A 25,601-nucleotide genomic window follows, 5' to 3' on the forward strand; every position below is an offset into this window, starting at 1 on the left:
AAACTTTTTTAATTTTACTGCTCTTTACATCACTAGAGCATACTATTGTCATATAACCTCTTACGAAAACATTTTTATAATATTCTCCATTTTCATACCTCGTGATCCCTTGACTAAAATAGTATCACCAGGCTCAATTAGTTTTTGTAACGCTTCTTGTGCCTCTTTATGGTTAGCACAAGCCACTACCTTTTTTATACCGCATGCACTAGCTCGCCTCGCAATATTAGTCGCCAATTCACCTACCGTTACAACTATATCAACTTGGCAAAAAGCTAACCGATCTCCAATATTTCCATGGGCTTCTATTGCAACCGGACCTAATTCTAACATATCACCAAGTACAGCGACCTTCCTACCCTTAGCTACTTCAACCAATGTGTCAATCGCCGCTACCATTGACATTGGACTCGCATTATAGGCGTCATTAATAACAAGATAGTCGCTAAGTTTTTCAATATGTAGCCGCATAGGACTTGCATTAAAGTTCTTAAATCCAGCGCAAATCTCTTCAACATTCAACCCTAATTCTAACCCGAGAGCGATAGCCGCTAACCCATTATAAACATTATGTTTACCAATTGCAGGAATCTCTACAGGAAATTCATGATGAGCAAAACGACATGAAAACTTCATATTTTGCGTTCCCATCTGAATATTTTCTGCCTTTATATCCCCTTGTTCTAAGCCAAAAAATTGGACACGACTATTCACTTGTTTGGACATTTTTTTTACATAACTATTATCGGCATTCAATAGGGATAAGCCACTTTTAGGAATAAACTCCAGCAATTCAGCTTTAGCTGAAGCAATATTCTCTATTGAGCCTAATAACTCAAGATGAGTTTCACCAATATTCGTGATAATAGCTATTGTAGGCAATGCAATATTCGCTAATTGTCGAATTTGCCCCTTACCCCGCATACCCATTTCTACCACCGCTACTTCATGTTGCTTAGTAAGTTGTAGCAACGTTAACGGCAAGCCAATTTCGTTATTATAATTTGCTTCTGTTTTAAGAACATGAAACTTACTTGATAAAACAGCTGCCGCCATATCCTTTGTAGTCGTCTTGCCATTTGAGCCAGTAATAGCTACAACTGGAATTGTAAAGCGCTGACGATGAAAACGAGCTAAATTTTGCAATGCCAATAAGGTATCTTCGACCTCAATAGCCGTAATTTCTTTAGAAATCAGCATATTTTTACGACTAAATATAACACCACTTGCCCCGTTCTTTATTGCTTGTTCAATGAAATCATGCCCATCAAAATTTTCCCCTACTAAGGGGATAAATAAATCGCCTTGCTTCACAGTACGGGTATCTGTGGAAACACCAGTAAAGTTGACTAGCCTTATAGAATTGACAAGGTTTCCCCCAGTCGCCAAACATATTTCTTCAACTGTAAACTCTGCCATTATTTCATCTCCCTGACGATTGCCGAAGCTACTTCTTTGTCATCGAAGGAAATAGTTTTATCCTTGAGAATTTGATAATTTTCATGGCCCTTACCAGCGATTATCACTATATCATCCAATTCAGCTAAATGTAAGGCACGATCAATCGCTTGGCGCCTATCACTAATTTTTTCATAAATTTTTCCTTCTTTTAAAGATCCCTTTATGCCATTTTCAATCTCAGCGAGAATGATTTCAGGATCTTCCGTTCTAGGGTTATCGGATGTAGCAATTACAATGTCGCCATATTTTGCCGCTAATTCTCCCATAATCGGTCTTTTTGTTTTATCACGATCACCACCACAACCAAATACTACTATGATACGCTTTGTAGCAATTTGCTGTGCAGTCTTTAAAATGTTTTCTAATCCATCTGGTGTATGAGCATAATCTACAATTATACTAAATGGTTGCCCTGCGTCTACTAATTCAAATCGACCAGGTACGCTTTGGAATTCTTCTAAAGCTTCTTTTATGACCTGAATATCTATACCTTCTGCCAAGGTTGCCCCAACTGCAGATAATACATTATATACATTGAATAATCCAGTAATTTTAAGTTCTAATGGCATTATGCCAAAAGAGCCAACAATATCAAACTGAGCACCCGATGCCTTAATATTTGTATTCTGTGCCTTAAGATCAACATTGTTGTCAATCCCATAAGTAATGGTATTACACATCGTTTTTTCTATTATAAAAGAAGCAGCCTTATCATCCGCATTTATAATAGCAGTTTTTCCCTTTTTGTAACTATTCTTTATGCTAAGCAATTCAAAGAGTTTTGTTTTTGCTTCTAGATAATTTTCAAATGACACATGAAAGTCTAAGTGATCCCGTGTCATATTTGTAAAAATACCTACATCAAATTCGCAACCAGCGATTCTATTAAGAGCTAATGCATGAGAAGATACTTCCATCACTACATAATCGATACTAGACGCTACCATCTCATGTAAGAGTTTTTGTAAATCGATTACATCAGGTGTAGTATTCTGAGTAGGTACTATACGGTCGCCAATGCTATTTTGGATGGTGCCGATTACTCCTACTTTAAATCCGGCCTTATTTAATATACTTTTAATTAAATAAGTAGTTGTTGTTTTCCCATTTGTACCTGTAACCCCAATCATACGTAATTTGCGGCTTGGGTATTCAAAAAAATGAGGCGCTATCGTCATCATTGCTGCTCTCGTATCAGTAACCTTTATTACCGTTAAACCCGGAGGAATATTTTCAACATCTTTTTCTACCAATATGGCTACTGCACCTTGGTGAAAAGCCTGCATTATATAATCGTGCCCATCCGTCTTTACTCCAGGCAAACAAATGAATAATGTCCCGGCGACTACTTTACGGGAATCATGAGCTAAATCCATTATCGTAAGTTTTGTTTCACCATGTACTACAGCGTTTGGTAATAAACCTATTAATTCTTGCAATTCCTTTTTCATGTAACTACCTCCTACACTCCAACTATTATTACCATTGTTACCAATATTATCATAACAATGTGTAGATTACCATATCGGGTAACTTGAACAAAAAGAATTCCCCATAAAATCACCTTCAATATAGCGCATCAGTGGACCACAAATCAATCGTGATATGAATCTTTTATCTTTGTGGCCCACTTCACCATCAGAACATAAGTGTTGTCTCTTTAGTTATTCAAAGAATACCGTAATTTCACTTCCTGGCGGCGCCTTACTACCAGCAGCAGGTTGTTGTTTAGTCGCTTTTACACCAACTCCCACTGGCTTAATGCTGAGACCAACTTCTGCCAACATATCAGCTACCTCACGTAATGACTGACCACTACAATCAGGTACTGTAATCTCACCCAAGCCATAACGTGGTGTCATGGTATATAACAAGACACTCGAATCTTTAGGAATACGGCTTCCCGGTTTTGGAATTTGATCTGCAACTCGTTCGCCTGATTCTTCAATTCTAGCATTTAAACCAGCTTTTTTAAGTTCTTGCGCAGCTTCCGTAACTAACAAATTAATCACACTTGGTACCATAATATGAGTTTCTTTATCGTCAGGCGAATGGGATTCTATAACTTTAGGCGCAATTTTTAAGTATTGTAAAACATCTTTCATGATCCCATTAAAAACAGGAGCGGCGATTTGACCACCATAATACAAGCCCACAGGTTCATCAATAATTACAACCATAACGATCTGTGGGTTATCTGCTGGTGCAAATCCAGCAAAAGATGCTACATATTTACCTGGCATATACCCGCCCTCTCCAACTTTTTGTGCCGTTCCCGTCTTACCAGCAATTCGATAGCCCTCAACATAAGCATTTTTACCTGTACCGTTTTCTACAACGCTTTCTAGAATTTCTTTAACTTCTTGTGCTGTTTGCTTATCAACAACTTGGTTTAGTATATCGGGTGTGAATCCTCGAATTACTTCATCATTCTTATCTCTAACCTCTCGAACAATTTGTGGTCTAAGCCGCTGTCCACCATTGGCAACTGCTGCCACTGCGTTTAGTAATTGTAACGGTGTTACCGCGATACTCTGCCCCATAGACATTGTCGCAATATTAATCGGCTTAACCTGTGACTTCGGTATAACAATACCTTTTGCTTCGCCTGGCAAATCTATATTCGTAGGTTTCCCTAAACCAAAAGCAGTAAAATATTTGTAAAAAGAATCAGCTCCCAGTCTAAGTCCAACATTTACAAAACCTACGTTACAAGAATTCTCCACAACCTCCTTAAAAGATTGACTACCATGCCCACCAGCTTTCCAGCAATGAATTGTCCGGCCTTGAACTTCTACTGATCCCGTATCAAAAAAACGTTCATTAGCAGATACTATTTTCTCACCCAGCACTGCAGTCGTCGTGAGAATTTTAAAGGTCGAACCAGGCTCATATGCATTGGATATAGCAATATTACGCCATAACTTTGGATCATAATCTGCAAATTGATTTGGATTATAGGTGGGGCGGTTCGCTAACGCCAGTATTTCACCTGTGTTCGGTTCGATGGCTATAATCGTCGCTGCCTTAGCCTTTGTATCTTGCATTACCTTCTCAAGTTCTCTTTCGATAATTTGTTGTATTACAAGATCAATTGTTAGATAAATATTATATCCGTTAATCGGTTTGACAAATTGATGGGTTGCATGAGGAATTTCCTGCCCCCTTGCATCATACTCAACGACAATACTGCCACTACGACCTTTTAAATAACTGTCAAAGGTTAATTCTACCCCATCTAGCCCTTGACTATCAATACCTGTAAATCCTAATATATGGGCTGCTAGGCTATCATTTGGGTAATAACGCTGATTTTCTTGCGTTAATCCAATCCCTGGCAAATTAAGCAAGTTGACAGATTTGGCTATATCATTATCTACCTTACGCTTTACCCATGTAAAGGCTTGGCGCTTCTTCAATTTGTCAGTTAGTTTCTGTCTATCTAACGCCAAAATAGCAGCCAACTTGGCTGCTGTCTCTTCTACGTCTACTATTTCAGCTGGTATAGCATAAATAGACTCAGTACTCACACTTACACCGAGTTCTTTACCATTGCGATCATATATTGTACCACGCTTAGCTTCGACAGGAATGTCTCGTACGCGCTGATCAATGGCACTTTCTGTTAACCAATTGCTTTTATAAAATTGGAGATACATTAGACGACAACCAAGTGCTACCATAATTACTGCAATCAATAGAAAAAGACAAGTCACCCTTTTCCTAATAGTAACATGCGCAGATGACGCCAATGGCCACTCCCCCATCTAGTTTTATTGTCCTTTGCTTTTTACCATACTAAGCATACCTTTTTCCTTTTCGGCATTCAACTTACTGCTGCTTTCTGAAGCAGTTGCACGGTATATACTTTGAGGCATCACCATCCCAAGTTCTGAAGTAGCAATCGTTTGAATCCGTTGCGGTGATCTTAGTTTCGCAATATCTAACTGTAATAACTCATTTTCCTTTTCCAGTTTTACAACTTGCGACTTCATCTTTACTAATTCATAACCCGATCTAATAATAGCCTCACTACTTACCGTTAAGAAAAAGGCAGCAACGGCTACTATCATAACAGTTGTCAAACACTTAACTCGCAAAGCAATATCGGGTTTCATTAACTTTGTTTTATTAATGGATGGGACTTCTTGTTGTTGATAAATAGTCCAATCTTGTTTTTTATTTACTAACATATATATTCCCCTTCCTTAAATTTAGACCAATGTAATCCCTGATGATATTACAACGCTACCTATAAAGCCACTTTTTCTGCTACACGCAACTTAGCGCTTCGCGCTCGTGGATTCTCTTCTAATTCTACTTCAGATGGAATTCGAGGTTTTCCTAATATCTTAATCTTTGGTTTATTTGTACACATACAAATAGGTAGTTCTTTCGGACAAATGCAACCTTTTGCCATATTTTGCATCGTTTGTTTTGCAATTCAATCTTCTAAGGAATGAAACGTAATGATACACAATCGTCCACCTATTGCAAGTCTCTCAATCGAAGTATTAAATGCCTCTTTTAAGATTCCCAATTCATTATTCACTTCAATCCGAATTGCTTGAAATGTACGTTTTGCAGGATGAGGCCCATCACGCCGCGCTGCAGCAGGAATGGCCCTTTTTATTATATCTACTAATTCGCCAGTTGTTTCTATCGGTTTCACATTACGATGCTCAACTATAAATTTTGCAATTCTCTTTGCCCAACGATCTTCCCCATAATCTATAATAATCTGGGCCAACTGCTCTTCCTCATAATTATTAACAACATCATAAGCGGAAAAGCTGCTATTTGGATTCATGCGCATATCTAGCGGAGCATCTTGCATATAAGAGAACCCCCTTTCAGCAATATCTAGCTGGTGGGATGACACTCCTAAATCAAACAAGATACCATCTACCTTACTAACTTGAAGTTCATCTAAGACACGCCCTATGTTTTGAAAATTATCTTGTACAATATCTATTTGACAACTAGCATTTGCTAGTCTATTTTTACCTGTTTGTATCGCAGCTGGATCCTGGTCAATGCCAATAAATCGACCTGAAGAATGTAATTGATTTATTATTTGCTCAGCATGCCCACTACCACCTAACGTACAATCTACATAAATACCTTCAGGATTTGTTACTAACGCATCTACACTTTCTTTTAGCAGCACACTTACATGATGAAATTCCAAGTCCTTCACCCCATCCATTTTAAACTCTATAGGAAAACTTTTTTTTTTATCGTTTATATACCTAAATCAACTAAACTCTCCGCTATTTTCTCTACTGTTGGAGCGGTTTGCTCGTTGTAATTATCCCACTTAGTCCGGTCCCATATCTCAATACGATTGGACACACCAATCACAACCACATCTTTATCAAGTTGCGCATATTCCCTCAGATTATTCGGTAATAATACCCTTCCTTGTTTATCGCATGAAATCTCTGCTCCACCTGAGAAAAAAAAACGAACAAAAGCTCTAGCTTCAGGTTTTGCTAACGGTAATTGTTTTAACTTACTTTCTAGGATAGCCCACTCTTTTCTATCATATACGAATAAACAATTATCAAGGCCCTTGGTGACAATAAAACTTTCTCCCAGTTCCTCACGAAACTTGGCAGGTAAAATGAGCCTTCCCTTATCGTCAATGCTATGTAGGTACTCGCCCATTAACATAATTTTACCACCACCAAGTTATTTAATCCACCACTTCGCTCCACAATCACCCACTTTTAGTGTTCTATTTTAACAAAAAAAAATCCTTCCTAATTCTTGAAGGATTTTAATTATTTTTAATTAAACGACAAAGGGCCCATCAATAGGGCCCTTTGTCCTGAACCTATTTAACTTTTAATTAGTCCTAACTCTTCTAAGATAGGTGCACCATTTAGGCGAATAAAAAAGCTTCGAAAGGTTTTTTGTCCCTTAAAAATAGGAATACGTTGTAATGAATATAAATCACTATCAGCACCAACTTGACCATATTCAATCGTAAATGCTGCCTTATATTTATTAGCCCTAACCATTTCTTCAATTTCTGCGTTATAGGTACCAGTTGGATATGCAAAATACTTTGGTGGTTTCCCCAATTGACGAGTCAATTCATCTCGAGACTCACTTAGTTCACTCATAATTTGTTCCTTACTAAGGGTCGTAAGAGATTTATGATTTGCAGTGTGAGAACCAAAGACAATACCACTCTTTTGCATCTCTCTAACCTGGTCCCAAGTCATAAATCGATCATCATGATTAATTAAATTCGTTACTAGAAAGATCGTAGCGGTAAAACCATATTTTTTCAAAATTGGATACGCATTTGTATAATTATCAAGATAACCATCATCAAAAGTAATCAAAATAGGTTTATCTGGCAATTCTTTGCAAGACTTTAAATATGCCATTAGCTGATCCGGTGTAATAGTATGGTAACCATTTTTATATAGATATTCCATCTGCTCTTCAAATTCTTGAGGCGAAACAGACAACGCATGATTTAATATGTCTACTTTGTGATAATTCAAAATAGGTATATTCTGAAGATTAATTGGGTTGCTTTCATTATAACTAGCCACAACCGAAGTAGAATCAAATTTTAAAAGTGATATACAGAAAAAAAATAGTATAATTCCCAATGTAATATATGTCTTTCGTTTATTCATAGTAATTCTTTTACCATCTCCTTATACAGGATAATTTTCTTAAAAAATCCATTAATTTACTACAATTTTCTACCTTCCCTCTAAAATAAATACGATTCTAACTTAGTATAACATTTCAGTTTTTGATTACAATAGCTAATAATAATTTCTTCCGTATTTTCTTAACTTTAGCCTTGAATATTGCAAAACGTAGCCAATTGTCCTTCCTTACAAAGAATGACAATTAAGAGCTACTATGCTATAGTAATCGTAGTTACTATAAATAATTAGGAGGTTTTTTGATGCTTATTACTGAAAAAATGAGTATTTTAGAGGTAGTAGAGAAATATCCACAAACTGTTTCTGTATTCCGTAATCATGGTATGGGATGTTTCGGCTGCTCTGCTGCACGATTTGAAAATATCGAACAAGGAGCCTCAGCCCACGGGATCGATATAACTGTACTTATGGCTGCTTTAAATGAAGCAGTAGAATCTAATTCTTAGTCGTCTTACTAATAAGTTACATAAAAAACTTGGCATTTTGCCAAGTTTTTTTATGTAACTCTATACTTAATTTCCGTCGCTACTCCTTAAGCCTTATTCTAATGTCACAATAATATTTTTTGCAATTTCAAAATCTAAAGCAATTTGTGTATATCCTACTTCCAATACAAAAACAGGATAGGTTTGTAAAATCTTAATCAGCACCCCCGGTAAGATTCCAAAGGCAGCCATTTTTCGTAAATGACTATCTTCGCTACTTAGTAAAAGCCTTACAACACGTACCATATTCCCTTTCTTAAGCCTTACAATGGGTACAGGTTTCATCATATCTTCATCTCCTTGCAAATAGCCATTAAAGGCAATTCTTGCTATAAGCTAATTGACCAATAATATAGTAAGTGAGATAGTACGAATCCGCCAATAAAAGCTAAAAAAATGATAGTTAATAGCATTAACATGGAGATAAATACTCCTCTTTCCTTTATCATTACCGCAACTTGCGCTACACATGGTACAAATAATGTTAATGTCGTACTAGCAATCAATAGTTGTTCTTTACTTAGGCGATTCGTAGCACACATCTCATATAGCCCAGCAGCCCCATAGTCTCTTCGGAAAAATCCTAATAAGAACGGCTGCGCGGTTTCTATTGGCAAGCCTAGTAATACCATAATAGGCTCTAGTTGACTTATAATATAAGATAAAACTCCATATCGGTCTCCACACCACATAATAAAACTCGTTATGAGGAAAACTGGCAGTATTTCCACAAAATACCACCACATGCGGATGAACGCCTTGTGAAAAACATTCGATAATTTTGGAAGACGTAGTGGTGGTATTTCCATATAAAAAGCACTACTAGTTCCAGGCATTAACTTCCCAGACAGCCATCCAATACTCGTGAAAATGACTAGCATATAGACTCCCCATATTACCACTGATAAAGAAGAATCAGATAATAGTGCTAAAATAACGCCTAATTGTGCGGAACAGGGTATTGTTAAAGCAAGTAAGAAGGTTGATAGAATTCTTTCGCGGCGTGTTTCCAATGTTCGAGTTACAACACGCGAAAAACAAACGCACCAAGTCTTACTCTTATTACTTGACGCATGATATAAACCTTGTCCACGTTAAGCCGAGTCTGAATTTATTCGCTTTGTTTTTGCGGAATAAAGAATGGCTTTAAAGCATTTAACAAGTCATCAATAAATTCTTTTGGTGTTTCATCTTCGGAATATATCCTTCCATCTATCTCATATTCAAAAATTACTTCCATCTTAATCCCCCCATTACTATATATGCTTAAGATTTGTCCATATTGCTACAAAAAAATAAGCATTCAGTAAATAGGTTATAAAAATTATTTTGTACTATTACCGTTTTGCCGCACTAAGAAAATTTAAATTGCCTACATTATTCCAAAGGAAGACACGGCTCTATCAAATAGAGCCGTGTCTCCTTTTTTATTTAACTTCACGTTTTATGGAACATTCATACTTTTGACATTAATGAATTGACTTCTTTTTGACTCTGCCGCCCATGACATCATGCACATCCGTTACTGTAACAAAAGCAGTTTCATCTTTTTCTTGCACAATCGTTTTGAGTTTGGCTATTTCAAGACGTGTAATGACGGAATAGAGAATTTTTTTAGATTCTCCCGAATAACCGCCTTCACCATGAAAAATAGTTACACCTCTCCCTAAACGAGCCATTAGCGCATCTGCAATTTCGTCAGGAGCTTCTGTAACAATTAGAATTCCTTTCGATTCATCTAACCCTTCAATCGTTATGTCAATCACTTTAAAAGCAATAAAGTACGCTACTAAGGAATACATGGCTTTATCCCAGCTAAAAACGAAACCCGCACTGCACAAAATAAAAAGATTAAAAAACATAACGATTTCACCAATAGAAAATCCTGATTTTTTCCCTAGCAAAATAGCGACTATCTCCGTGCCATCTAAAGATCCCCCATACCTGATAATTATGCCGACACCGATTCCAACGACGATTCCTCCAAAAGTAGCCGATAAAAATAGATCTCTAGTAACTTCTGTAATGGGATGAAATATTGAGACCCAGTAGGATAAAGATAAAATTGAAAAAATAGTTGAAATGGCAAATGTTTTTCCAATTTGCGTATATCCCAAGTATAAAAAAGGTAGGTTTAACAGCACCAAGAACAGACTTAATGGCATGCCAGTCAAATGACTTGCCATAATAGATATTCCTACAATACCGCCATCAATGATTTGGTTAGGAACTAAAAATTCTTCTAGTCCAATGGCAGTAAAAATAGAGCCGATTAAAAGCATTATGTATTTTTTTATCGTGGATATAATTATTTTTTTCTTCTTTTGCAATACGAGACTTCTCCCCCTCCTGCATGAATTTTACTATTCCTTTTAAGTTAAATTCTATAAAAATTTTTTTTCCCCTTTTAATATTTTACATCCGCTCCAAAATAATCCTCATGATGTTCATGAAACTATTTCTAAGAATTTTCGAATTGAATATATTTTATTCATAGATTAACTAACGTTTTATGGAGGATATTATGAATGCTCTTTACTGTCGTGTAAGTACTGACCTTCAGGCAGAAACAGGATATTCAATTGGTGATCAAATACGTACTTGTCGCGAACATGTGCTTGAGCTTGGCCTAGAAACATCTAGAAGTTTTGAATATATTGATGATGGTTATAGTGGAGAGTACTTGGAAAGACCTGCTCTTGACCGTTTAAGGGAAGATCTAAGAGCTAAACTAATACAAGACGTCATAATATATGACCCAGACCGCCTTAGTCGTAACTTAACCAACCAGTTGCTTTTAGCTGATGAGATTGAAAAAGCTGGTGCAGCGCTACACTTTGTAACTGGCAGCTATGATGCTTCGCCTGAGGGACGTCTCTTTTTCTCAATTCGTGGTGCGATCAGCGCCTTCGAAAAAGCCAAGATTCGTGAACGTACGCTACGGGGTAAACGCGCAAAAGCCCGGAATGGTAAAATGATACAAAATGGCCATGCTTACGGATATGATTGGGACGAGGAAAATAGTACCTACATCATTAATCAGAAGGAAGCTGCCATTGTTAAAATGATTTATGATTTATATCTCAGTCGAAAACATACCATAAAAGATATTGCACTTTTTCTTAAACAGCAAAACATTTACAATCGAAAAAATAGCCCTTTTACTCTTTCTATGATTTATCGGATTTTAACTGATGAAAAATATGCGGGTATAAAATGGTCATTTAATATATATGATAAGAAAATTAGTCAATATAGACGTCAAAAAATAGTAAGACCGCAAGAAGAATGGATTCCCATTCCAATTTCTCCAATTATTACATCAGTTGAATATCAAACTGTACGGCAAATTCTATCGGAAAACAAGCGCAAAAGTCCACGTAATACAAAGCAACAGTATCTTTTACGCAATTTTATTCAATGTGCAGTTTGCGGCTATGGTATATCTGCCCATCATAAGAACTACTCTTCTGGTAAAGAATATACTTGGTATAAATGTCATTCTGGAGGAACCGATAAATCATTAACCCCTTGTGGTAACCCTGCTATTTCTGCTTTAGAGCTTGATAATCTAATCTGGAAGCATCTCTGCAGGATTACCTACAGTCAAAAAGAACTTACCTCAATCTTGCGGCAAGAAATAGTCCTCGATAATACAGCACAACTAACTAATCTTAAAGACTATCACAATCAACTTAAAAAGAAACAGACAACTATACTACGTTGGTTTAATGATAATATTTTATCTCCCGACGACGCTGAAAAAGAACTACAGTTTCTAAAAAAAGAACTGCAAACTACCTTTTCTTCTATCAGTAAACTATCTTCTAAAACTAAAAAAGGACTTACTAAAACTCCTGAAGAGATTCTAGCAGCAACATCCTTCGCAGAACGCCGTGCCATTTTCGAAAACTTAGGTTGGAAAGTATTAGTTGATAATCGTCAGAAACCAGTAAGAATACGATTTAAAATATAATCTTTTATCTTTCACGTGTGACCATAACTGCCATTGTTCCACATCCAAGTCCCAATGCAAAAGGAATAACAGCTCGACCATTAAGACTCAATTTCTTAAATATAATATCCATTAACATTGCTAAACGCGGCAAGTATCCACTGTCTTCAAGAATTGCAAATACGAAGAAAAAAGTACTAACAATTGGTAATATGATAATAAATGCATAGCGAAAACCTAACGTGAATAATCCATACTTACCTACTACTAATGACTGCATCCATTCCCAAGGAATGGATTGATATACAAATAACTGTACGAGAGGATTAATATAGGGCACAAAAATACTATTATCAATATAATCCACTAAAAAACCTGCTCCAAACCTTCCGACAAATTGATATATTCCAAAAAATAATACTAAACTTAAAATGGGTAACCCAGTTGCAGGTTCCCTCGTTAAACGCCCCAGTTTTTCACCAGTTCCTTGTTGATATATTCCCCGTTCTTTTAAAACCTTATCACATATACTATCAACGATTTTTTGGCGCTCTATCGCTATTACGTATTCCATGCCATATTGGTAACAATCACCTAATTTCTTTATTTCGGTAATCATCTCACAAAATAAAGGCTCCCTACCAGAAGCTAGTTGGTAAAACACTTTATCTCCCTGTATCAGCAAAAGAGCTACCATACGAGGTGATATGCCATACCCTTCCTTTAATTGATTACTAATTAGCATAATAGATTGTTCAATGGTATTAGTAAATTTCATATGAAAGCACGACTGTACTGGACGATATTGCCCAATTTCTTTTTTTAGGATCTCCAATCCAATGCCATTTATCGCTGACGCTGGGATTACCGGAATTCCTAGTATTCTACTAAGATGCCCAATATCAAGAACAATACCCTTTTTTTCAGCTTCATCCATTAAATTAACAACTACTACCACGGGGAACCCCATATCTAAGAGCTGTATTGTTAGATTTAACATCCTGCGAATATTCTTAGCGTCCATTACGTGCACGACAATATCTGGCTTTTCTTGCAATAATATAGACCTAGTTACTCTTTCTTCATCCGTAATTGTTATGAAGGAGTACATACCTGGAGTATCTATAATTTCATACATTCTACCATTTATTTTACAATATCCAGAAGAAACATCAACAGTGGTTCCCGGATAATTAGATACAGCCACATACTGTCCTGTTAAATAATTAAAGATTACACTTTTACCTACATTAGGTGGACCCACTAACACCACTTTTGCCAATCATCTTCCCTCCACCACTAAAAATTATATTGCTATTTTCCTATTCAAAAAGCAACATAATTAGAACAAAAAAAACAACCATACAACAGCTACGCTGTTATATGGTTGTTTTTCTTATAGCAAAGGTGTAATTTTGTCGCTAATAGCTGATTTTGGCATAAAGCCCATTAGCTTTTCAACCTTTTCACCTTTTTTCATTAGAATCATAGTTGGTAAGCTCATTACACTATACTTTTGTGCCACAGCCTTGTTTTCATCCACACTAATCTTTACGAATTTTACCTTGCTACTCATATCAGCCGCTAACTCATCAAAAACGGGCGCTAACTTAGTACAATGCCCACACCAAGGAGCCCAAAAATCGACTAATACAGGTAAATCAGACTCTACTACTTCCCTTTGAAAATTTTCTTCATTTACTATAGTTACATTCGACATTATGTTATGCCTCCTTTTTTCTAAGCTCTACCATAATACAAGCATGATGTACCACTGTAAGTCCTAATTCCTCGGCAACTTGAATGACCTGCTTTGCATCAGCACCTGGTTGCAGCCAAACATTTTGTATACCAAGTTCAGCACATTCACGCATAATAGCTTCCCCCACTTTTGCTGGCACTACCACATCTACCGCATCTGGTTTTTTAGGTAAGTCCTTTAAAGCAGAATAGCATTTTTGTCCTAATATCTCACTTACACCTGGATTAATAGGATATACCTCTAATCCTGCATCTAACATGACTTTAAAAATTTTATATCCAAATTTTTCTTTATTATCTGTAGCTCCCACAACTGCCCAAGTTTTCAAATTTAACATAGTATCAATAGTGCTCAAGTATGTTCCTCCCTTATATTCACTTTAGTTACATTATATTCCCCTATATATTTTAGGTCAACATTTCATTATAGATTAAAAAACAAAGTAACCAGAGATAGGCAAATTTCAATACCAATTAGAATAATAACCGCCCATTCCAAACGAGTCCCTCTTTTGGCATGAGCTAGTCCTGAAAAGACCTCTGTAATATCCATCAATGTATCTATTTTATGACGAAGTTTCTCATAACGATCTGCCAACTCAAATAAGGTTGCAAGTTCATTAAATAATTCACCCGCTTTTTCATTATTCCAAGTTATCGCAGGTTTATCCAATAACATGATATAGGAAATAGTACTCAATTTGAACTCTAAAATGCTCGCTGACAATTTTGCTAATTTCTCATCGGAAACTGCTAATTCCCCTTTATGCAAACTATTAACAACATCTTCTATTTCATCTAATACACGGGATATTTCCATTTCAATTTTTTCTAATGCTACTGACTTTGCCAATATAGTCGAAACAATGTCAAATTGGTACTCAGCTTGCTCTTCTGTTACCATATAATCATTATTAATAGCATATTCACTATCTGGATTATTTTCTATTTTATACTCATCAACATATTTAAACGGATTTGAGTCATTTATACCAACTTCTATATTTTTCAGGTAATTAATTACGTCCATTATTTCGTGGTGTTGAAAATTTAAAAAGACAATACTACCAAAATGAAAAAGATAAACCCTTTTCTCTTCGATCTCACGAACAATACCTTGTAATTCGCTTCCTTTGAGGATTAAATACTCTTCCCATTTCAATTTACGATTACTGCCAAAATGCTGGGAAATTTTATTCAAGTTCATCTCGTTCCCTAATACAATGGCTTTAAACTCTGTTTCAACCAATTGTTTCACTCTCCATGTAAGCTAATAAAATATCTTTAAGCTCGGCTCATATTAAAAGACTTGGCTAATGCCAAGCACTAGAGGACATTGCTCTCTCTCTAAAAAATTAACATTACTGTTTTTTGCAATTTAATTGCTTTTATCTATCGATTGAGATATTTTATAAGAGATACTACTAGAAAAGAGGGTCACTTTATGAATATTCAAATCTTTGGTACAAAAAAATGTCAAGATACTCGAAAAGCAGAGCGGTACTTCAAAGAAAGAAAAATCCCTTATCAATTCATTGACTTAACAATAAAAGGACTTAGTAAGGGAGAGTTAACCAGTATACAGCGGTTTATTAATATAAGAGAGCTTATTAATACAACAAGTAAGGAGTATCAAGCAAGTAACTTAAAATACATTGTTCACAATACAGAGGACATACTATTAAATAATCCTTTATTATTCAAGACCCCGATTGTCAGAAATGCACCAATAGGCGCAACTGTCGGCTATTGCCCTGACAGCTGGAAACAATGGCAGGATTAATAGATAATAAACTCCCAACCAAATAAAACACCGTTGCTACCTTTACACAAAGGAACTTATCTAAAGCTCCTTTGTGCCTGAAGATAGCTTTTTATTTATAATCTAGCTAATAGATCTTTTATCTCATTTAAATAATTATTTACATCAAAATAGAAGACTTCTCCAGTACGTCGCACTTTAACTTCAATTAGATTTTCATTGATTGTTTTCGGACCGACAGTTACTTTTAAAGGATATCCAATCAGATCAGCATCTTTAAATTTTACTCCGGGGCGCTCGTTGCGATCATCAAAAACAGCTTCAACGCCAGATGCATTTAAATCTTGATATATTTTATTAGATAAAGACATTTGCGCCTCATCTTTAGGACTAATAGGAACTATTACCACATGATATGGTGCAATCGCAACTGGCCAAACAATACCATATTCATCATTATTTTGCTCAATTGTAGCAGCCATAGTACGACTTACTCCAATACCATAGCATCCCATAACCATTGGTTTTTCTCTACCATTTTCATCTAGGTATGTCGCCTTTAAAGCCTCGCTATATTTAGTATGAAGTTTAAACACCTGACCTACTTCAATACCTCTTGCAGTTTTGACAGCTACATCACAATGAGGGCATGGATCATTCTCCTGAATTAAACGAATATCTGTAACTATTGTTGGAGAAAAATCACGTTTCGCATTTACATTACGGTAATGTTGATTAGGAGTATTCGCTCCACATACCCCATTGTATAAATTCATAACAGTAGGATCTGCAACAATAATAGGACATTTTATGCCTACAGGGCCAATAAATCCTGGAGTACTTCCAAGATCCTCAACTATTGTTTTTTCATCTGCCAATTCTATAGTTAAGCAATCAACTATATTTTGCAGTTTAATCTCATTCACTTCGTGATCCCCACGTACCAAGGCCATGACAACGCCTTTGTCCGTATTATATACAAGTGTCTTAATCGTCTTATCTGCAGAAATCCCAAGTAAGGCTGTGACAGACTCTATTGACTTAGTTCCTGGCGTGTCCGTAATGGTTAAACTTTGTAACTCTTCTTCTGGCATTACAATTGGTTTCAATTCTGCTTTTTCAACATTTGCCGCATAATTACAAGATGGACAATATACAATAGCAGCTTCTCCTGAATCTGCTATTACCATAAATTCATGGGTTTTACTGCCACCTATGGCCCCACCGTCTGCTTCTACAGCCCTAAAAGTTAATCCGCAACGACTAAATATGTTACTATAAGCGTCATACATTTGATCATAACTATTAGTAAGCCCCTCTTCATCTTTATCAAAAGAGTATAAATCTTTCATGATAAATTCACGACCACGCATAAGACCAAAACGAGGACGACGTTCATCACGATACTTATTTTGTATTTGATATAATTTTAAAGGTAACTGGCGATAAGATCGAACATCTGACCGGACTAAGGTAGTAATCATTTCTTCGTGAGTAGGCCCCAGACAAAAATTACGATTATGACGATCCTTTAGTCTAAACATCTCATCACCATAGACATCCCAACGTCCAGTTTCCTGCCACATTTCGGCAGGTTGTATAATCGGCATTAATAACTCTTGACCGCCCTTACCATCCATCTCCTGACGCACGATTGTTTCAATCTTTCTAAGTACGCGTAACGCTAGAGGCATATAAGTATATATTCCACCAGCTGCTTTACGAATCATGCCAGCCCGTAACATAAGCTGATGACTGACCACCTCGGCCTCTGCTGGGGTTTCTCTTAATGTTGGAGCATATAATTGTGATACACGCATAGTTTTATTTTTCCTCCTCAATGAGTTTGTCAATTTCTGAAAATAATGCTGTAATTAGTTGATCTTCAGGGACTTTTTTTAGTATTTCGCCTTTGCGAAATACTAAGCCTTGTCCTTTACCACCAGCAATTCCAATATCGGCTTCCTTAGCCTCACCTGGCCCATTCACAACGCATCCCATTACTGCAACTTTAAAGGGTTTACGTACATTACTCAATTTTTGTTCCACTTGTTCCGCAATTGCCGCTAAGTCAATATTACAACGACCACAAGTCGGGCAGGATATCAAGGTTGGACCATACTCTTTTAAGCCTAATGACTTTAAAATTTCATTTGCAACCTTTACTTCTTCTACAGGATCACCTGTTAAAGAAACACGAATAGTATCCCCTATACCTTGTGCTAATAAAGCACCAATTCCTACAGCTGATTTAACAATGCCTGATTTTATGGTTCCCGCCTCTGTAATCCCTAAGTGTAATGGATAATCAACTACTTCAGACATTAATTGATACGCTTTTATCGTAGTTGGAACATCATTTGCTTTTAAAGATATTTTAATATCGCGAAAATCTAACTTTTCTAAAATAGCAATGTGTTGCAGTGCGCTCTTCACCATACCCGCAGGAGTGGGGTGACCACCGCATTCTTCTAAAATGCTTTTTTCTAAAGAGCCTGCATTTACACCAATACGAATTGGAATGCGCCTTTTTTTTGCTTCTTTGACAATAATGGCAACATGCTCTACATCACCAATATTACCAGGATTAATTCGCAACGCGTCTATACCATTTTCGATAGCCGCGACAGCTAAACGATAATCAAAATGAATATCTGCAATTAAAGGCGTTTTTACCTTTGACTTTATCTCTTTGATAGCCATAGCAGCAGCCATATCAGGTACAGCTAACCGTACAATATCACATCCTACAAGCTCTAACCTCTCAATTTGAGCTACCGTAGCAACTATGTTGTCGGTTTTCGTATTGGTCATTGATTGTACCGATATCGGAGCTGAATCTCCAACCAATATATTACCAATTCGTATAAGAGACGTTTTTTTCCGTTGCATTCTTTTCACCCATTTCTCACCAGCAAAAAAAACATCCCATTTTGCTGGTGATATATTTTTACCCACCTTTATTATTACTTAAAATATCTTCAATCGAGAAATATCCTTAAAGGTAGCTACTAAAAATAAAAGCATCAATAAGGCAAAGCCAATCATTTGTATAAGCTGCATATGCTTTTTATCTAAAGGTTTGCCACGCAATCCTTCGATTGCTAGAGTGACAAAATGGCCACCATCAAGCATAGGTACCGGCAATAAATTAATAAGCCCTAAATTAATACTTAAAAATGCCGCAAATTGCAACAACGGCATTAAACCTAATTGTGCTACCTCTCCAGCCATTTGTGCTACACCAATTGGTCCAGCGACCTCTGCTGCAACTTTTCCGGTAACCATTTGTGCTATGCCAACTACCATGCTGCTAGCCACTAGATAGGTCTGCTTAACAGCCAAACCAAACGATTCCACGAAACCTGGATGGTATTTATCAATCTGTGGCATAACACCTATAATGCCTCGATTGGCTTTCTCATCATATTCTGGGACAATTATAGTAGTTTTAATTTCTTCGTTATGCTGATATCGTAACTTTAGTGGATTTCCTGCATTTACTTGTACAATATCAACAAAACCTCGCCATGATGTAATTTCTGTATCATTAACAGATACAATTTTATCTCCAAGAGACAATCCTGCTTGGGCTGCTGGCTTATCAGCAAATACATTTCCAACAATAGGAACATTAGAAGGAGTATCAATACCTGAATTTAGGAATATAGTCATAAATAATAAAACTGGCAATACAAAATTCATCGTTGATCCAGCGACTATCACTAACATTCTAGCGGGAATTGATTTTGCACTAAAAGAGCCTTCATCTTGTTCTTCATCCGGGTCCATACCTGCAATCTTATTAAAGCCACCTAGTGGTATAATTCTCCAAGAATATAATGTTTCACCATGCTTGTAACTAATTATCTTAGGCCCAAAACCAATGGCAAATTCGTCGACTCGCATGCCGGCCATCTTTGCTGTAACAAAATGCCCTAACTCATGAACCAATACCAAAAGACCAAAGACAAAAATGGTAGCAACAGCTGTCATCAACAATAAAATCACTCCTATCTTTTTATTATAAGAAATCTATTCCCTAATCGCCCTTAAAATTTCCTTAGCCTTACTTCGCGCTACCACATCCGTATGATAAATTTCATTCAAATTAGGTGCAGCAACTAAGCTGTGGCTTTGCATTACACTATGTATCACTGTGAAAATGTCAAGATAGCGAAGTTTTCCTTCAAGAAATGCATAAACAGCTTCTTCGTTTGCAGCATTAAATACACAAGGCATTGTTCCACCAGTATATCCTGCATCAAAAGCAAGTTGCAATATAGGAAAAGTAATTTTATCTGGAGGAGAAAAGGTTAATTCTGATAACGCTTTAAAATCAAGTCTGGGATAATCTGTAGCAACCCTTGCTGGATAAGTAAGAGCGTACTGAATAGGTACTCTCATATCGGGCTTTCCTAACTGCGCAATAACAGATCCATCTATAAACTCTACCATGGAGTGAACAATGCTTTGTGGATGTACGACAACCTCAATTTGGGAGTACTCCACCCCAAACAACCAACGAGCTTCAATCACTTCTAACCCTTTATTGGCTAAAGTAGAGGAATCTACGGTAATTTTTTTTCCCATTGACCAATTAGGGTGACGTAAACAATCTTCCACTGTTATATTTTGTAATGCTTCTGTTTTTAATCCTCGAAAAGGACCACCTGATGCCGTCAGAAGAATGCGATTTATATTCTTACTATTTTCGCCTTGCAAACATTGAAAAATAGCACTATGTTCACTATCAACGGGTAAAATTTTAACATTTTTTTCTTTTGCAAGTTGCGTTACCAATTCACCAGCAGCTACCAAAGTCTCTTTATTGGCAAGAGCAATATTTTTACCAGCCTCAATAGCGGCAATCGTCGGCTTTAAACCTGCGAATCCTACTAAAGAAGTTAGTACTGTAGTTACTGCCACATGAGTAGCTGCTGCTATTAAACCTTCTTCGCCTGTCAAAATACGAGTAGGACCTGAGTACCTTCTGACTAGTCTATCCGCTGCTTCCTGATCCACTAGTACAGCAATTTGGGGTCTAAAATATTCAATTTGTTTTTCAAGTAAAATATCATTATGGTAAGCAGCCAAAGCAGTTACAGAAAATTTATCTTGATGAGCTGCAATGACCTCTAAGGCTTGTGTGCCAATCGAACCTGTACTGCCTAATATCGCTATATGTTGCATATAAACTCTCCCTTAACAGACTAGACATCTTATAAATCCCTTGTAAGTATTTAATAAAAATCTCTACAAAAGATATTATTATAGTATAAAAGTATGTATATAGTAGTAAATAACAGGAACTGCAAATAATATGCTATCGAAGCGATCTAAAATGCCTCCGTGCCCCGGCAGTATTTTTCCAGAATCCTTAACGCCTGCAAATCGCTTCAAAGCAGACTCTGCTAAATCACCAATAGGTGCGACGATACCAACTAAAAAACCCATAATTAAACTATGACCGCTAGGTAACTGAAAGAGGTATCCTAGTCCAACAATAGCCACTACACTCCCAAATACACCTCCGAGAGCCCCCTCTACCGTTTTGGCAGGACTAATTCCAGGACATAACTTATGTCTTCCAAACTTAGAGCCAACAAAATAAGCAAAAGTATCATTCGCCCAAGTCCCAACAAAGGCTAACCATACGTAAGCAGCTCCCGCAGACAAGTTCCCTAAAGAAGTAACAATGTGTAAAGAATTATTACTATATCTGAGAAGTAATAAATGGGAAAAGGACAATCCAATATAAGTAATGCCAAATAAAGAAAAGGCCGCATCTACAACCGTAAATTTATTAGCCGAGACTACAATTTTATATAATACAAGCAAAGTACTAAAAAAAAGTGTCATTATAAGTTCTTGTGAATTTCCGAGCCATGCGCACCCTAATATAATTATATTAGCTAAAAAACCTATGTAATATAAGACTTTAATATTCTTATTCTGTAACATAGTATAAAATTCATCCCACGCTAACAATGTAAGAATAAGAATCGCAGCAGCAAATAACCATTCCCCATATTGAACAACAAAAATTGTAATCGGTATACCTAAGGCCGCAGTCAAAACTCGCCTACCAAGCATCAAAACACCCCTGTAGTTTTATTTTTTCAAACCGCCAAATCTTCTCTCTCGCTTCTGATAGTCTATTATAGCCTGAATAAAATGCTCTGGCTTAAAGTCAGGCCAGTTAATATCAGAAAACCAAAACTCCGCATAAGCTGATTGCCATAATAAAAAATTACTTATCCGATAATCCCCACTTGGACGAATAACTAGATCAGGATCAGGTAAATCAGCAGTATATAAATTGTCCCTTATACTTTTCTCAGTAATATCTTGAGAAAGTAATTCACCACTAGCAATTTTCTCACCAATTACCCGAACAGAATGTAGAATCTCTGCTCGTCCGCCATAATTAACGGCCAAGTTAAAGACTAGGCCCGTATTTCTTTTAGTATACGCCTGTGCTTCTTCAACCTTTTTCTGTAATTCAGCAGCCAATTCATCCACATTGCCAATAAAGCGAATTTGTACATTTTTCTTATGAAGTTCATCAATTTCACTATCAAGATATTCAGAGAATAACCTCATTAGTAAATTTACTTCATCTGCTGGTCTTTTCCAGTTTTCAGTAGAAAATGCATAAGTAGTCAATACTTTAAGTTTCATGTTCACAGCAGTCGTGACAATGTCACGCAGGCTCTCTACACCAGCTCTATGACCAAGAGTGCGTGGCAATCCCTTTTTCTTTGCCCACCGGCCATTACCATCCATAATAATTGCAATATGTTGTGGCATATTTTCTTGTTTTACTAGGTCATATGCATCAATTTTAATACTTTTTTTATTAAACCAGTTCTTCCACATGTTATGACCTCCAAATTAATCTGGTAAGAAACTAAACCCCCTCTCGCGAGGGGGTTCCAGTTATGGAGCCAAAATAGCACCAACAGGGCAAACCGCCGCTCAGGCACCGAGATCTACACATTTCCTGAAACTGATAGAAAAACATTCTACTACCAGTATTTCCGTAGTAATTGCTCACAAATACCCGGTCATACTTCATCATTTACATGTATAGCCAATAATTTTTAAGCTTTCCCTTTTACCGCTTTATTAGCAGTTACTAAATGATACATATCACCATCAAATCGTTGCCTTATAACATAAGGGCAATTCTCATCTAAGTTCGTTGCTTGGCGAGTTGGATGTGATATTGTAACTTTATAATTTATCTTTGCTTTATCTAATTGTGTCTTAACCAAAGCAAAGGGTTTAGCTACTGTATCTATCATACTTCCAATACTTCTTTTTCTTTCGCACTCATAATTGCATCAACTTCTTTTACATACTTATCCGTCAGTTTTTGCATTTCATCTTGTGCTTTTTTAACCTCATCTTCGGAAATAGTTTTGTCTTTTTCAAGTTTTTTTATTGCATCATTTGCATCACGTCGAGAATTTCGAATAACAATACGACTATCTTCCGCTTTTTTATGAACAACTTTAACAAGTTCAAGACGTCGTTGTTGAGTAAGTTGAGGTATATTCAAGCGAATTATCGTCCCATCACTATTGGGCGTAAGTCCTAAGTCAGACTTTAAAATTGCTTTTTCAATTTGAGCAATCATTGTCTTTTCCCAAGCTTGTATTGTAATCATCCTTGGTTCTGGCACTGAAATATTAGCAACTTGGTTAATTGGTGTCGGTGTACCATAATAATCCACAACAATCTTATCTAATAGTGCAGGCGTAGCCCTTCCGGCTCGCAGCGTAGATAATTCTCTGCGTAAGGCATCAATTACCTTCTTCATTTTTCCTTCATTACTGTCAAAAATTTCTTTAATTAACATATATTATCCCCCCACAACAGTCCCAATATCTTCTCCAAGGGCAGCTTTCAAAATATTCCCCGGCTCATCAATACTAAACACAATAATGGGAATTTTATTATCCATGCACAGACTAGTAGCAGTTGAATCCATAACACCCAACCCACGTTTTAACACTTCTATGTAAGCAAGTTCTTTAAACTTTATTGCATCAGGATTTAAACGAGGATCAGAATCATATACGCCATCAGTATTTTTCTTGGCCATAAGAATTACATCTGCTTCTATTTCAGCTGCCCTGAGTGCAGCAGTCGTGTCAGTCGAAAAGTAAGGATTGCCGGTACCTGCAGCAAAAATAACCACTCGATTTTTTTCCAAATGACGAACAGCCCGACGCCGTATATATGGCTCCGCTATTTGGCGCATTTCAATTGCGGTCTGTACACGCGTATCCACATCACATTGTTCCAAGGCATCTTGAAGTGCCAGAGAGTTCATTACTGTGGCTAACATTCCCATATAATCCGCAGCAGCCCTATCCATTCCTTTAGCGCTTCCAGATAAACCACGCCAAATATTTCCTCCGCCAACTACCACAGCAACTTGTAAATTAGTATCCCTAATTTCTTTTATTTGACGAGCAATTGAATCTACAATAATTGGATCAATACCATACCCTTGTTGTCCAGCTAACGCTTCTCCACTCAGCTTTAATACCACACGTTTATACTTTGATGCAACCAAGCATACCCCTCCATCCTTCAATTGTTTTCCACAAAATACATATTAAGGCCTGTAATAAACTTAAGAAAAGACAAAGCTATTACCCCCTATCCTTAGATATAGAAATAAGCTTTGTCATTCTTAGTTTGAAATCAAAATCAAGTGTACTTGATTTCCTAGAAAATAAGAGAACACTGCAGTGTTCTCTTATTTTTTAACAGCAGCCATTACTTCAGCAGCAAAATCATTGGCCTTTTTTTCAATACCTTCACCAAGTTGATATCTCGTAAATCTTCTGATGGAAATATTTTCACCAATCTTAGAAATATTTTCATTAATAAGTTGAGTAATCGTCTTGTCTGGATTTTTAATGAAAACTTGCTCCATTAAACATACTTCTTTATAGTATTTTTCAACACGACCTGTAATCATTTTTTCCACAATATTAGCAGGTTTGCCTTCGTTTAATGCTTGCGCTTTAAGAATTTCTTTCTCATGTTCTAACACTTCAGCAGGGACTTCTTCGCGACGTACACAAGTTGGATTCGCAGCAGCAATTTGCATTGCAATATCTCTGGCTAAGCTTTTAAAATTATCCGTTTTAGCTACAAAGTCAGTTTCACAGTTAATTTCAACCATTACACCAATACGTCCGCCACCATGTATGTATGCTTCAATAACCCCTTCAGAGGCAATTCGATCTGCTTTTTTAGCAGCAGCAGCTAATCCCTTTTCACGTAAGTAATCAACAGCTTGATCAAGTTCACCTTTCGTTTCAGTTAAGGCTTTTTTACAATCCATCATTCCTGCACCTGTACGTTGGCGCAATTCTTTTACCATTTCAGCAGTTATCATCTATGTAGTCCTCCTATCTATTGTTAAAGGTAAGGGAAAAAACACTAGTTGTCCC

At 36.6% G+C, this 25,601-nt stretch carries 27 protein-coding genes and 1 pseudogene; 3 read left to right on the top strand and 25 right to left on the bottom strand.

Annotated features, from left to right (window positions below; all coding sequences use genetic code 11):
- Nucleotides 1-60 precede the first annotated feature (60 nt).
- The 7 genes and pseudogenes from QSJ81_RS12400 to QSJ81_RS12430 all read right to left on the bottom strand — a co-directional run bounded on the left by QSJ81_RS12400 (nucleotide 61) and on the right by QSJ81_RS12430 (nucleotide 8,120).
- Nucleotides 61-1,419 carry a UDP-N-acetylmuramoyl-tripeptide--D-alanyl-D-alanine ligase gene (locus tag QSJ81_RS12400; protein ID WP_285717689.1) on the bottom strand — a complete coding sequence of 453 codons (1,359 nt, stop codon included), beginning with the start codon at nucleotides 1,417-1,419 and terminating at the stop codon, nucleotides 61-63.
- Nucleotides 1,419-2,912, bottom strand: coding sequence for a UDP-N-acetylmuramoyl-L-alanyl-D-glutamate--2,6-diaminopimelate ligase (locus QSJ81_RS12405; RefSeq protein ID WP_285717690.1), 1,494 nt, complete (start codon nucleotides 2,910-2,912; stop codon nucleotides 1,419-1,421). The genes QSJ81_RS12400 and QSJ81_RS12405 overlap by 1 nt, the downstream gene beginning before the upstream one ends.
- Nucleotides 2,913-3,125: 213 nt before the next feature.
- The gene (locus QSJ81_RS12410; protein ID WP_285717691.1) at nucleotides 3,126-5,213 is read right to left on the bottom strand and encodes a stage V sporulation protein D; all 2,088 of its coding nucleotides are present in this window, start codon (nucleotides 5,211-5,213) and stop codon (nucleotides 3,126-3,128) included.
- Nucleotides 5,214-5,234: 21 nt separating this feature from the next.
- On the bottom strand, nucleotides 5,235-5,654 hold the full coding sequence (ftsL, locus tag QSJ81_RS12415; RefSeq protein ID WP_285717692.1) for a cell division protein FtsL: 420 nt from the start codon (nucleotides 5,652-5,654) through the stop codon (nucleotides 5,235-5,237).
- A gap of 59 nt (nucleotides 5,655-5,713) precedes the next feature.
- Nucleotides 5,714-6,652 (bottom strand): annotated as a pseudogene (gene rsmH / locus QSJ81_RS12420) (16S rRNA (cytosine(1402)-N(4))-methyltransferase RsmH).
- A gap of 53 nt (nucleotides 6,653-6,705) precedes the next feature.
- The gene (mraZ, locus tag QSJ81_RS12425) at nucleotides 6,706-7,137 is read right to left on the bottom strand and encodes a division/cell wall cluster transcriptional repressor MraZ (protein ID WP_038671262.1); all 432 of its coding nucleotides are present in this window, start codon (nucleotides 7,135-7,137) and stop codon (nucleotides 6,706-6,708) included.
- Between the two features lie 167 nt (nucleotides 7,138-7,304).
- Nucleotides 7,305-8,120, bottom strand: coding sequence for a polysaccharide deacetylase family protein (locus QSJ81_RS12430; RefSeq protein WP_285717693.1), 816 nt, complete (start codon nucleotides 8,118-8,120; stop codon nucleotides 7,305-7,307).
- A 281-nt stretch (nucleotides 8,121-8,401) separates the two neighbouring features.
- Between QSJ81_RS12430 and QSJ81_RS12435 the strand changes: the two genes are divergently transcribed.
- Entirely contained in the window at nucleotides 8,402-8,605 is a 204-nt protein-coding gene (locus tag QSJ81_RS12435) for a DUF1858 domain-containing protein (RefSeq protein ID WP_285717694.1), read from the top strand.
- A gap of 93 nt (nucleotides 8,606-8,698) precedes the next feature.
- Here the strand turns inward: QSJ81_RS12435 and QSJ81_RS12440 are convergent, their stop codons facing one another.
- The 4 genes from QSJ81_RS12440 to QSJ81_RS12455 form a co-directional block, all read right to left on the bottom strand.
- Nucleotides 8,699-8,932, bottom strand: coding sequence for a FeoA family protein (locus tag QSJ81_RS12440; RefSeq protein WP_285717695.1), 234 nt, complete (start codon nucleotides 8,930-8,932; stop codon nucleotides 8,699-8,701).
- 41 nt (nucleotides 8,933-8,973) lie between these two features.
- A complete protein-coding gene (locus tag QSJ81_RS12445) occupies nucleotides 8,974-9,546 on the bottom strand; it encodes a nucleoside recognition domain-containing protein (RefSeq protein WP_352230891.1) in 573 nt (190 codons plus the stop codon).
- A 209-nt stretch (nucleotides 9,547-9,755) separates the two neighbouring features.
- Entirely contained in the window at nucleotides 9,756-9,884 is a 129-nt protein-coding gene (locus QSJ81_RS12450; RefSeq protein ID WP_285717697.1) for a hypothetical protein, read from the bottom strand.
- 229 nt (nucleotides 9,885-10,113) lie between these two features.
- The gene (locus tag QSJ81_RS12455) at nucleotides 10,114-10,926 is read right to left on the bottom strand and encodes a YitT family protein (RefSeq protein WP_285717772.1); all 813 of its coding nucleotides are present in this window, start codon (nucleotides 10,924-10,926) and stop codon (nucleotides 10,114-10,116) included.
- A gap of 242 nt (nucleotides 10,927-11,168) precedes the next feature.
- On the opposite strand from QSJ81_RS12455, the gene QSJ81_RS12460 reads away from it, so the two are divergent.
- On the top strand, nucleotides 11,169-12,620 hold the full coding sequence (locus QSJ81_RS12460) for a recombinase family protein (protein WP_285717698.1): 1,452 nt from the start codon (nucleotides 11,169-11,171) through the stop codon (nucleotides 12,618-12,620).
- Nucleotides 12,621-12,624: 4 nt separating this feature from the next.
- Here QSJ81_RS12460 and QSJ81_RS12465 read toward each other — a convergent pair whose 3' ends face one another.
- The 4 genes from QSJ81_RS12465 to QSJ81_RS12480 all read right to left on the bottom strand — a co-directional run bounded on the left by QSJ81_RS12465 (nucleotide 12,625) and on the right by QSJ81_RS12480 (nucleotide 15,609).
- Complete coding sequence (locus QSJ81_RS12465; RefSeq protein ID WP_285717773.1) at nucleotides 12,625-13,872, bottom strand: FeoB small GTPase domain-containing protein; 1,248 nt, start codon at nucleotides 13,870-13,872, stop codon at nucleotides 12,625-12,627.
- Nucleotides 13,873-13,995: 123 nt separating this feature from the next.
- A complete protein-coding gene (gene trxA / locus QSJ81_RS12470) occupies nucleotides 13,996-14,319 on the bottom strand; it encodes a thioredoxin (protein WP_285717699.1) in 324 nt (107 codons plus the stop codon).
- Nucleotides 14,320-14,323: 4 nt separating this feature from the next.
- The gene (locus QSJ81_RS12475) at nucleotides 14,324-14,716 is read right to left on the bottom strand and encodes a CoA-binding protein (RefSeq protein ID WP_285717700.1); all 393 of its coding nucleotides are present in this window, start codon (nucleotides 14,714-14,716) and stop codon (nucleotides 14,324-14,326) included.
- A gap of 68 nt (nucleotides 14,717-14,784) precedes the next feature.
- Nucleotides 14,785-15,609: an RMD1 family protein gene (locus QSJ81_RS12480; protein WP_285717701.1), complete on the bottom strand. Its 825-nt coding sequence runs from the start codon at nucleotides 15,607-15,609 to the stop codon at nucleotides 14,785-14,787.
- A 195-nt stretch (nucleotides 15,610-15,804) separates the two neighbouring features.
- Between QSJ81_RS12480 and QSJ81_RS12485 the strand changes: the two genes are divergently transcribed.
- Entirely contained in the window at nucleotides 15,805-16,143 is a 339-nt protein-coding gene (locus tag QSJ81_RS12485; protein WP_285717702.1) for an arsenate reductase family protein, read from the top strand.
- 95 nt (nucleotides 16,144-16,238) lie between these two features.
- On the opposite strand, the gene QSJ81_RS12490 is transcribed toward QSJ81_RS12485, so the two are convergent.
- The 10 genes from QSJ81_RS12490 to tsf all read right to left on the bottom strand — a co-directional run bounded on the left by QSJ81_RS12490 (nucleotide 16,239) and on the right by tsf (nucleotide 25,546).
- A complete protein-coding gene (locus tag QSJ81_RS12490) occupies nucleotides 16,239-17,942 on the bottom strand; it encodes a proline--tRNA ligase (protein ID WP_285717703.1) in 1,704 nt (567 codons plus the stop codon).
- A 4-nt stretch (nucleotides 17,943-17,946) separates the two neighbouring features.
- Nucleotides 17,947-19,014, bottom strand: a complete 1,068-nt coding sequence (ispG, locus tag QSJ81_RS12495; protein WP_285717704.1) for a flavodoxin-dependent (E)-4-hydroxy-3-methylbut-2-enyl-diphosphate synthase — start codon at nucleotides 19,012-19,014, stop codon at nucleotides 17,947-17,949.
- Nucleotides 19,015-19,092: 78 nt separating this feature from the next.
- On the bottom strand, nucleotides 19,093-20,124 hold the full coding sequence (gene rseP, locus QSJ81_RS12500; protein WP_038671289.1) for an RIP metalloprotease RseP: 1,032 nt from the start codon (nucleotides 20,122-20,124) through the stop codon (nucleotides 19,093-19,095).
- A 33-nt stretch (nucleotides 20,125-20,157) separates the two neighbouring features.
- Nucleotides 20,158-21,315, bottom strand: a complete 1,158-nt coding sequence (locus QSJ81_RS12505; RefSeq protein ID WP_285717705.1) for a 1-deoxy-D-xylulose-5-phosphate reductoisomerase — start codon at nucleotides 21,313-21,315, stop codon at nucleotides 20,158-20,160.
- Nucleotides 21,316-21,393: 78 nt separating this feature from the next.
- Nucleotides 21,394-22,218, bottom strand: coding sequence for a phosphatidate cytidylyltransferase (locus QSJ81_RS12510; RefSeq protein WP_285717706.1), 825 nt, complete (start codon nucleotides 22,216-22,218; stop codon nucleotides 21,394-21,396).
- An 18-nt stretch (nucleotides 22,219-22,236) separates the two neighbouring features.
- Entirely contained in the window at nucleotides 22,237-23,004 is a 768-nt protein-coding gene (gene uppS, locus QSJ81_RS12515; RefSeq protein WP_285717707.1) for an undecaprenyl pyrophosphate synthase, read from the bottom strand.
- A gap of 224 nt (nucleotides 23,005-23,228) precedes the next feature.
- Nucleotides 23,229-23,432 (bottom strand): hypothetical protein, encoded by a 204-nt coding sequence (locus tag QSJ81_RS12520; RefSeq protein ID WP_285717708.1) that lies wholly within the window; start codon nucleotides 23,430-23,432, stop codon nucleotides 23,229-23,231.
- Entirely contained in the window at nucleotides 23,429-23,989 is a 561-nt protein-coding gene (gene frr, locus QSJ81_RS12525) for a ribosome recycling factor (RefSeq protein WP_285717709.1), read from the bottom strand. The genes QSJ81_RS12520 and frr overlap by 4 nt, the downstream gene beginning before the upstream one ends.
- 3 nt (nucleotides 23,990-23,992) lie before the next feature.
- On the bottom strand, nucleotides 23,993-24,712 hold the full coding sequence (pyrH, locus tag QSJ81_RS12530; RefSeq protein ID WP_285717710.1) for a UMP kinase: 720 nt from the start codon (nucleotides 24,710-24,712) through the stop codon (nucleotides 23,993-23,995).
- Nucleotides 24,713-24,898: 186 nt separating this feature from the next.
- Nucleotides 24,899-25,546, bottom strand: coding sequence for a translation elongation factor Ts (gene tsf, locus QSJ81_RS12535; RefSeq protein ID WP_038671303.1), 648 nt, complete (start codon nucleotides 25,544-25,546; stop codon nucleotides 24,899-24,901).
- Between the last annotated feature and the right edge of the window lie 55 nt (nucleotides 25,547-25,601).

The sequence above is a fragment of the Pelosinus sp. IPA-1 genome, assembly GCF_030269905.1.
Lineage (GTDB): Bacteria > Bacillota > Negativicutes > DSM-13327 > DSM-13327 > Pelosinus.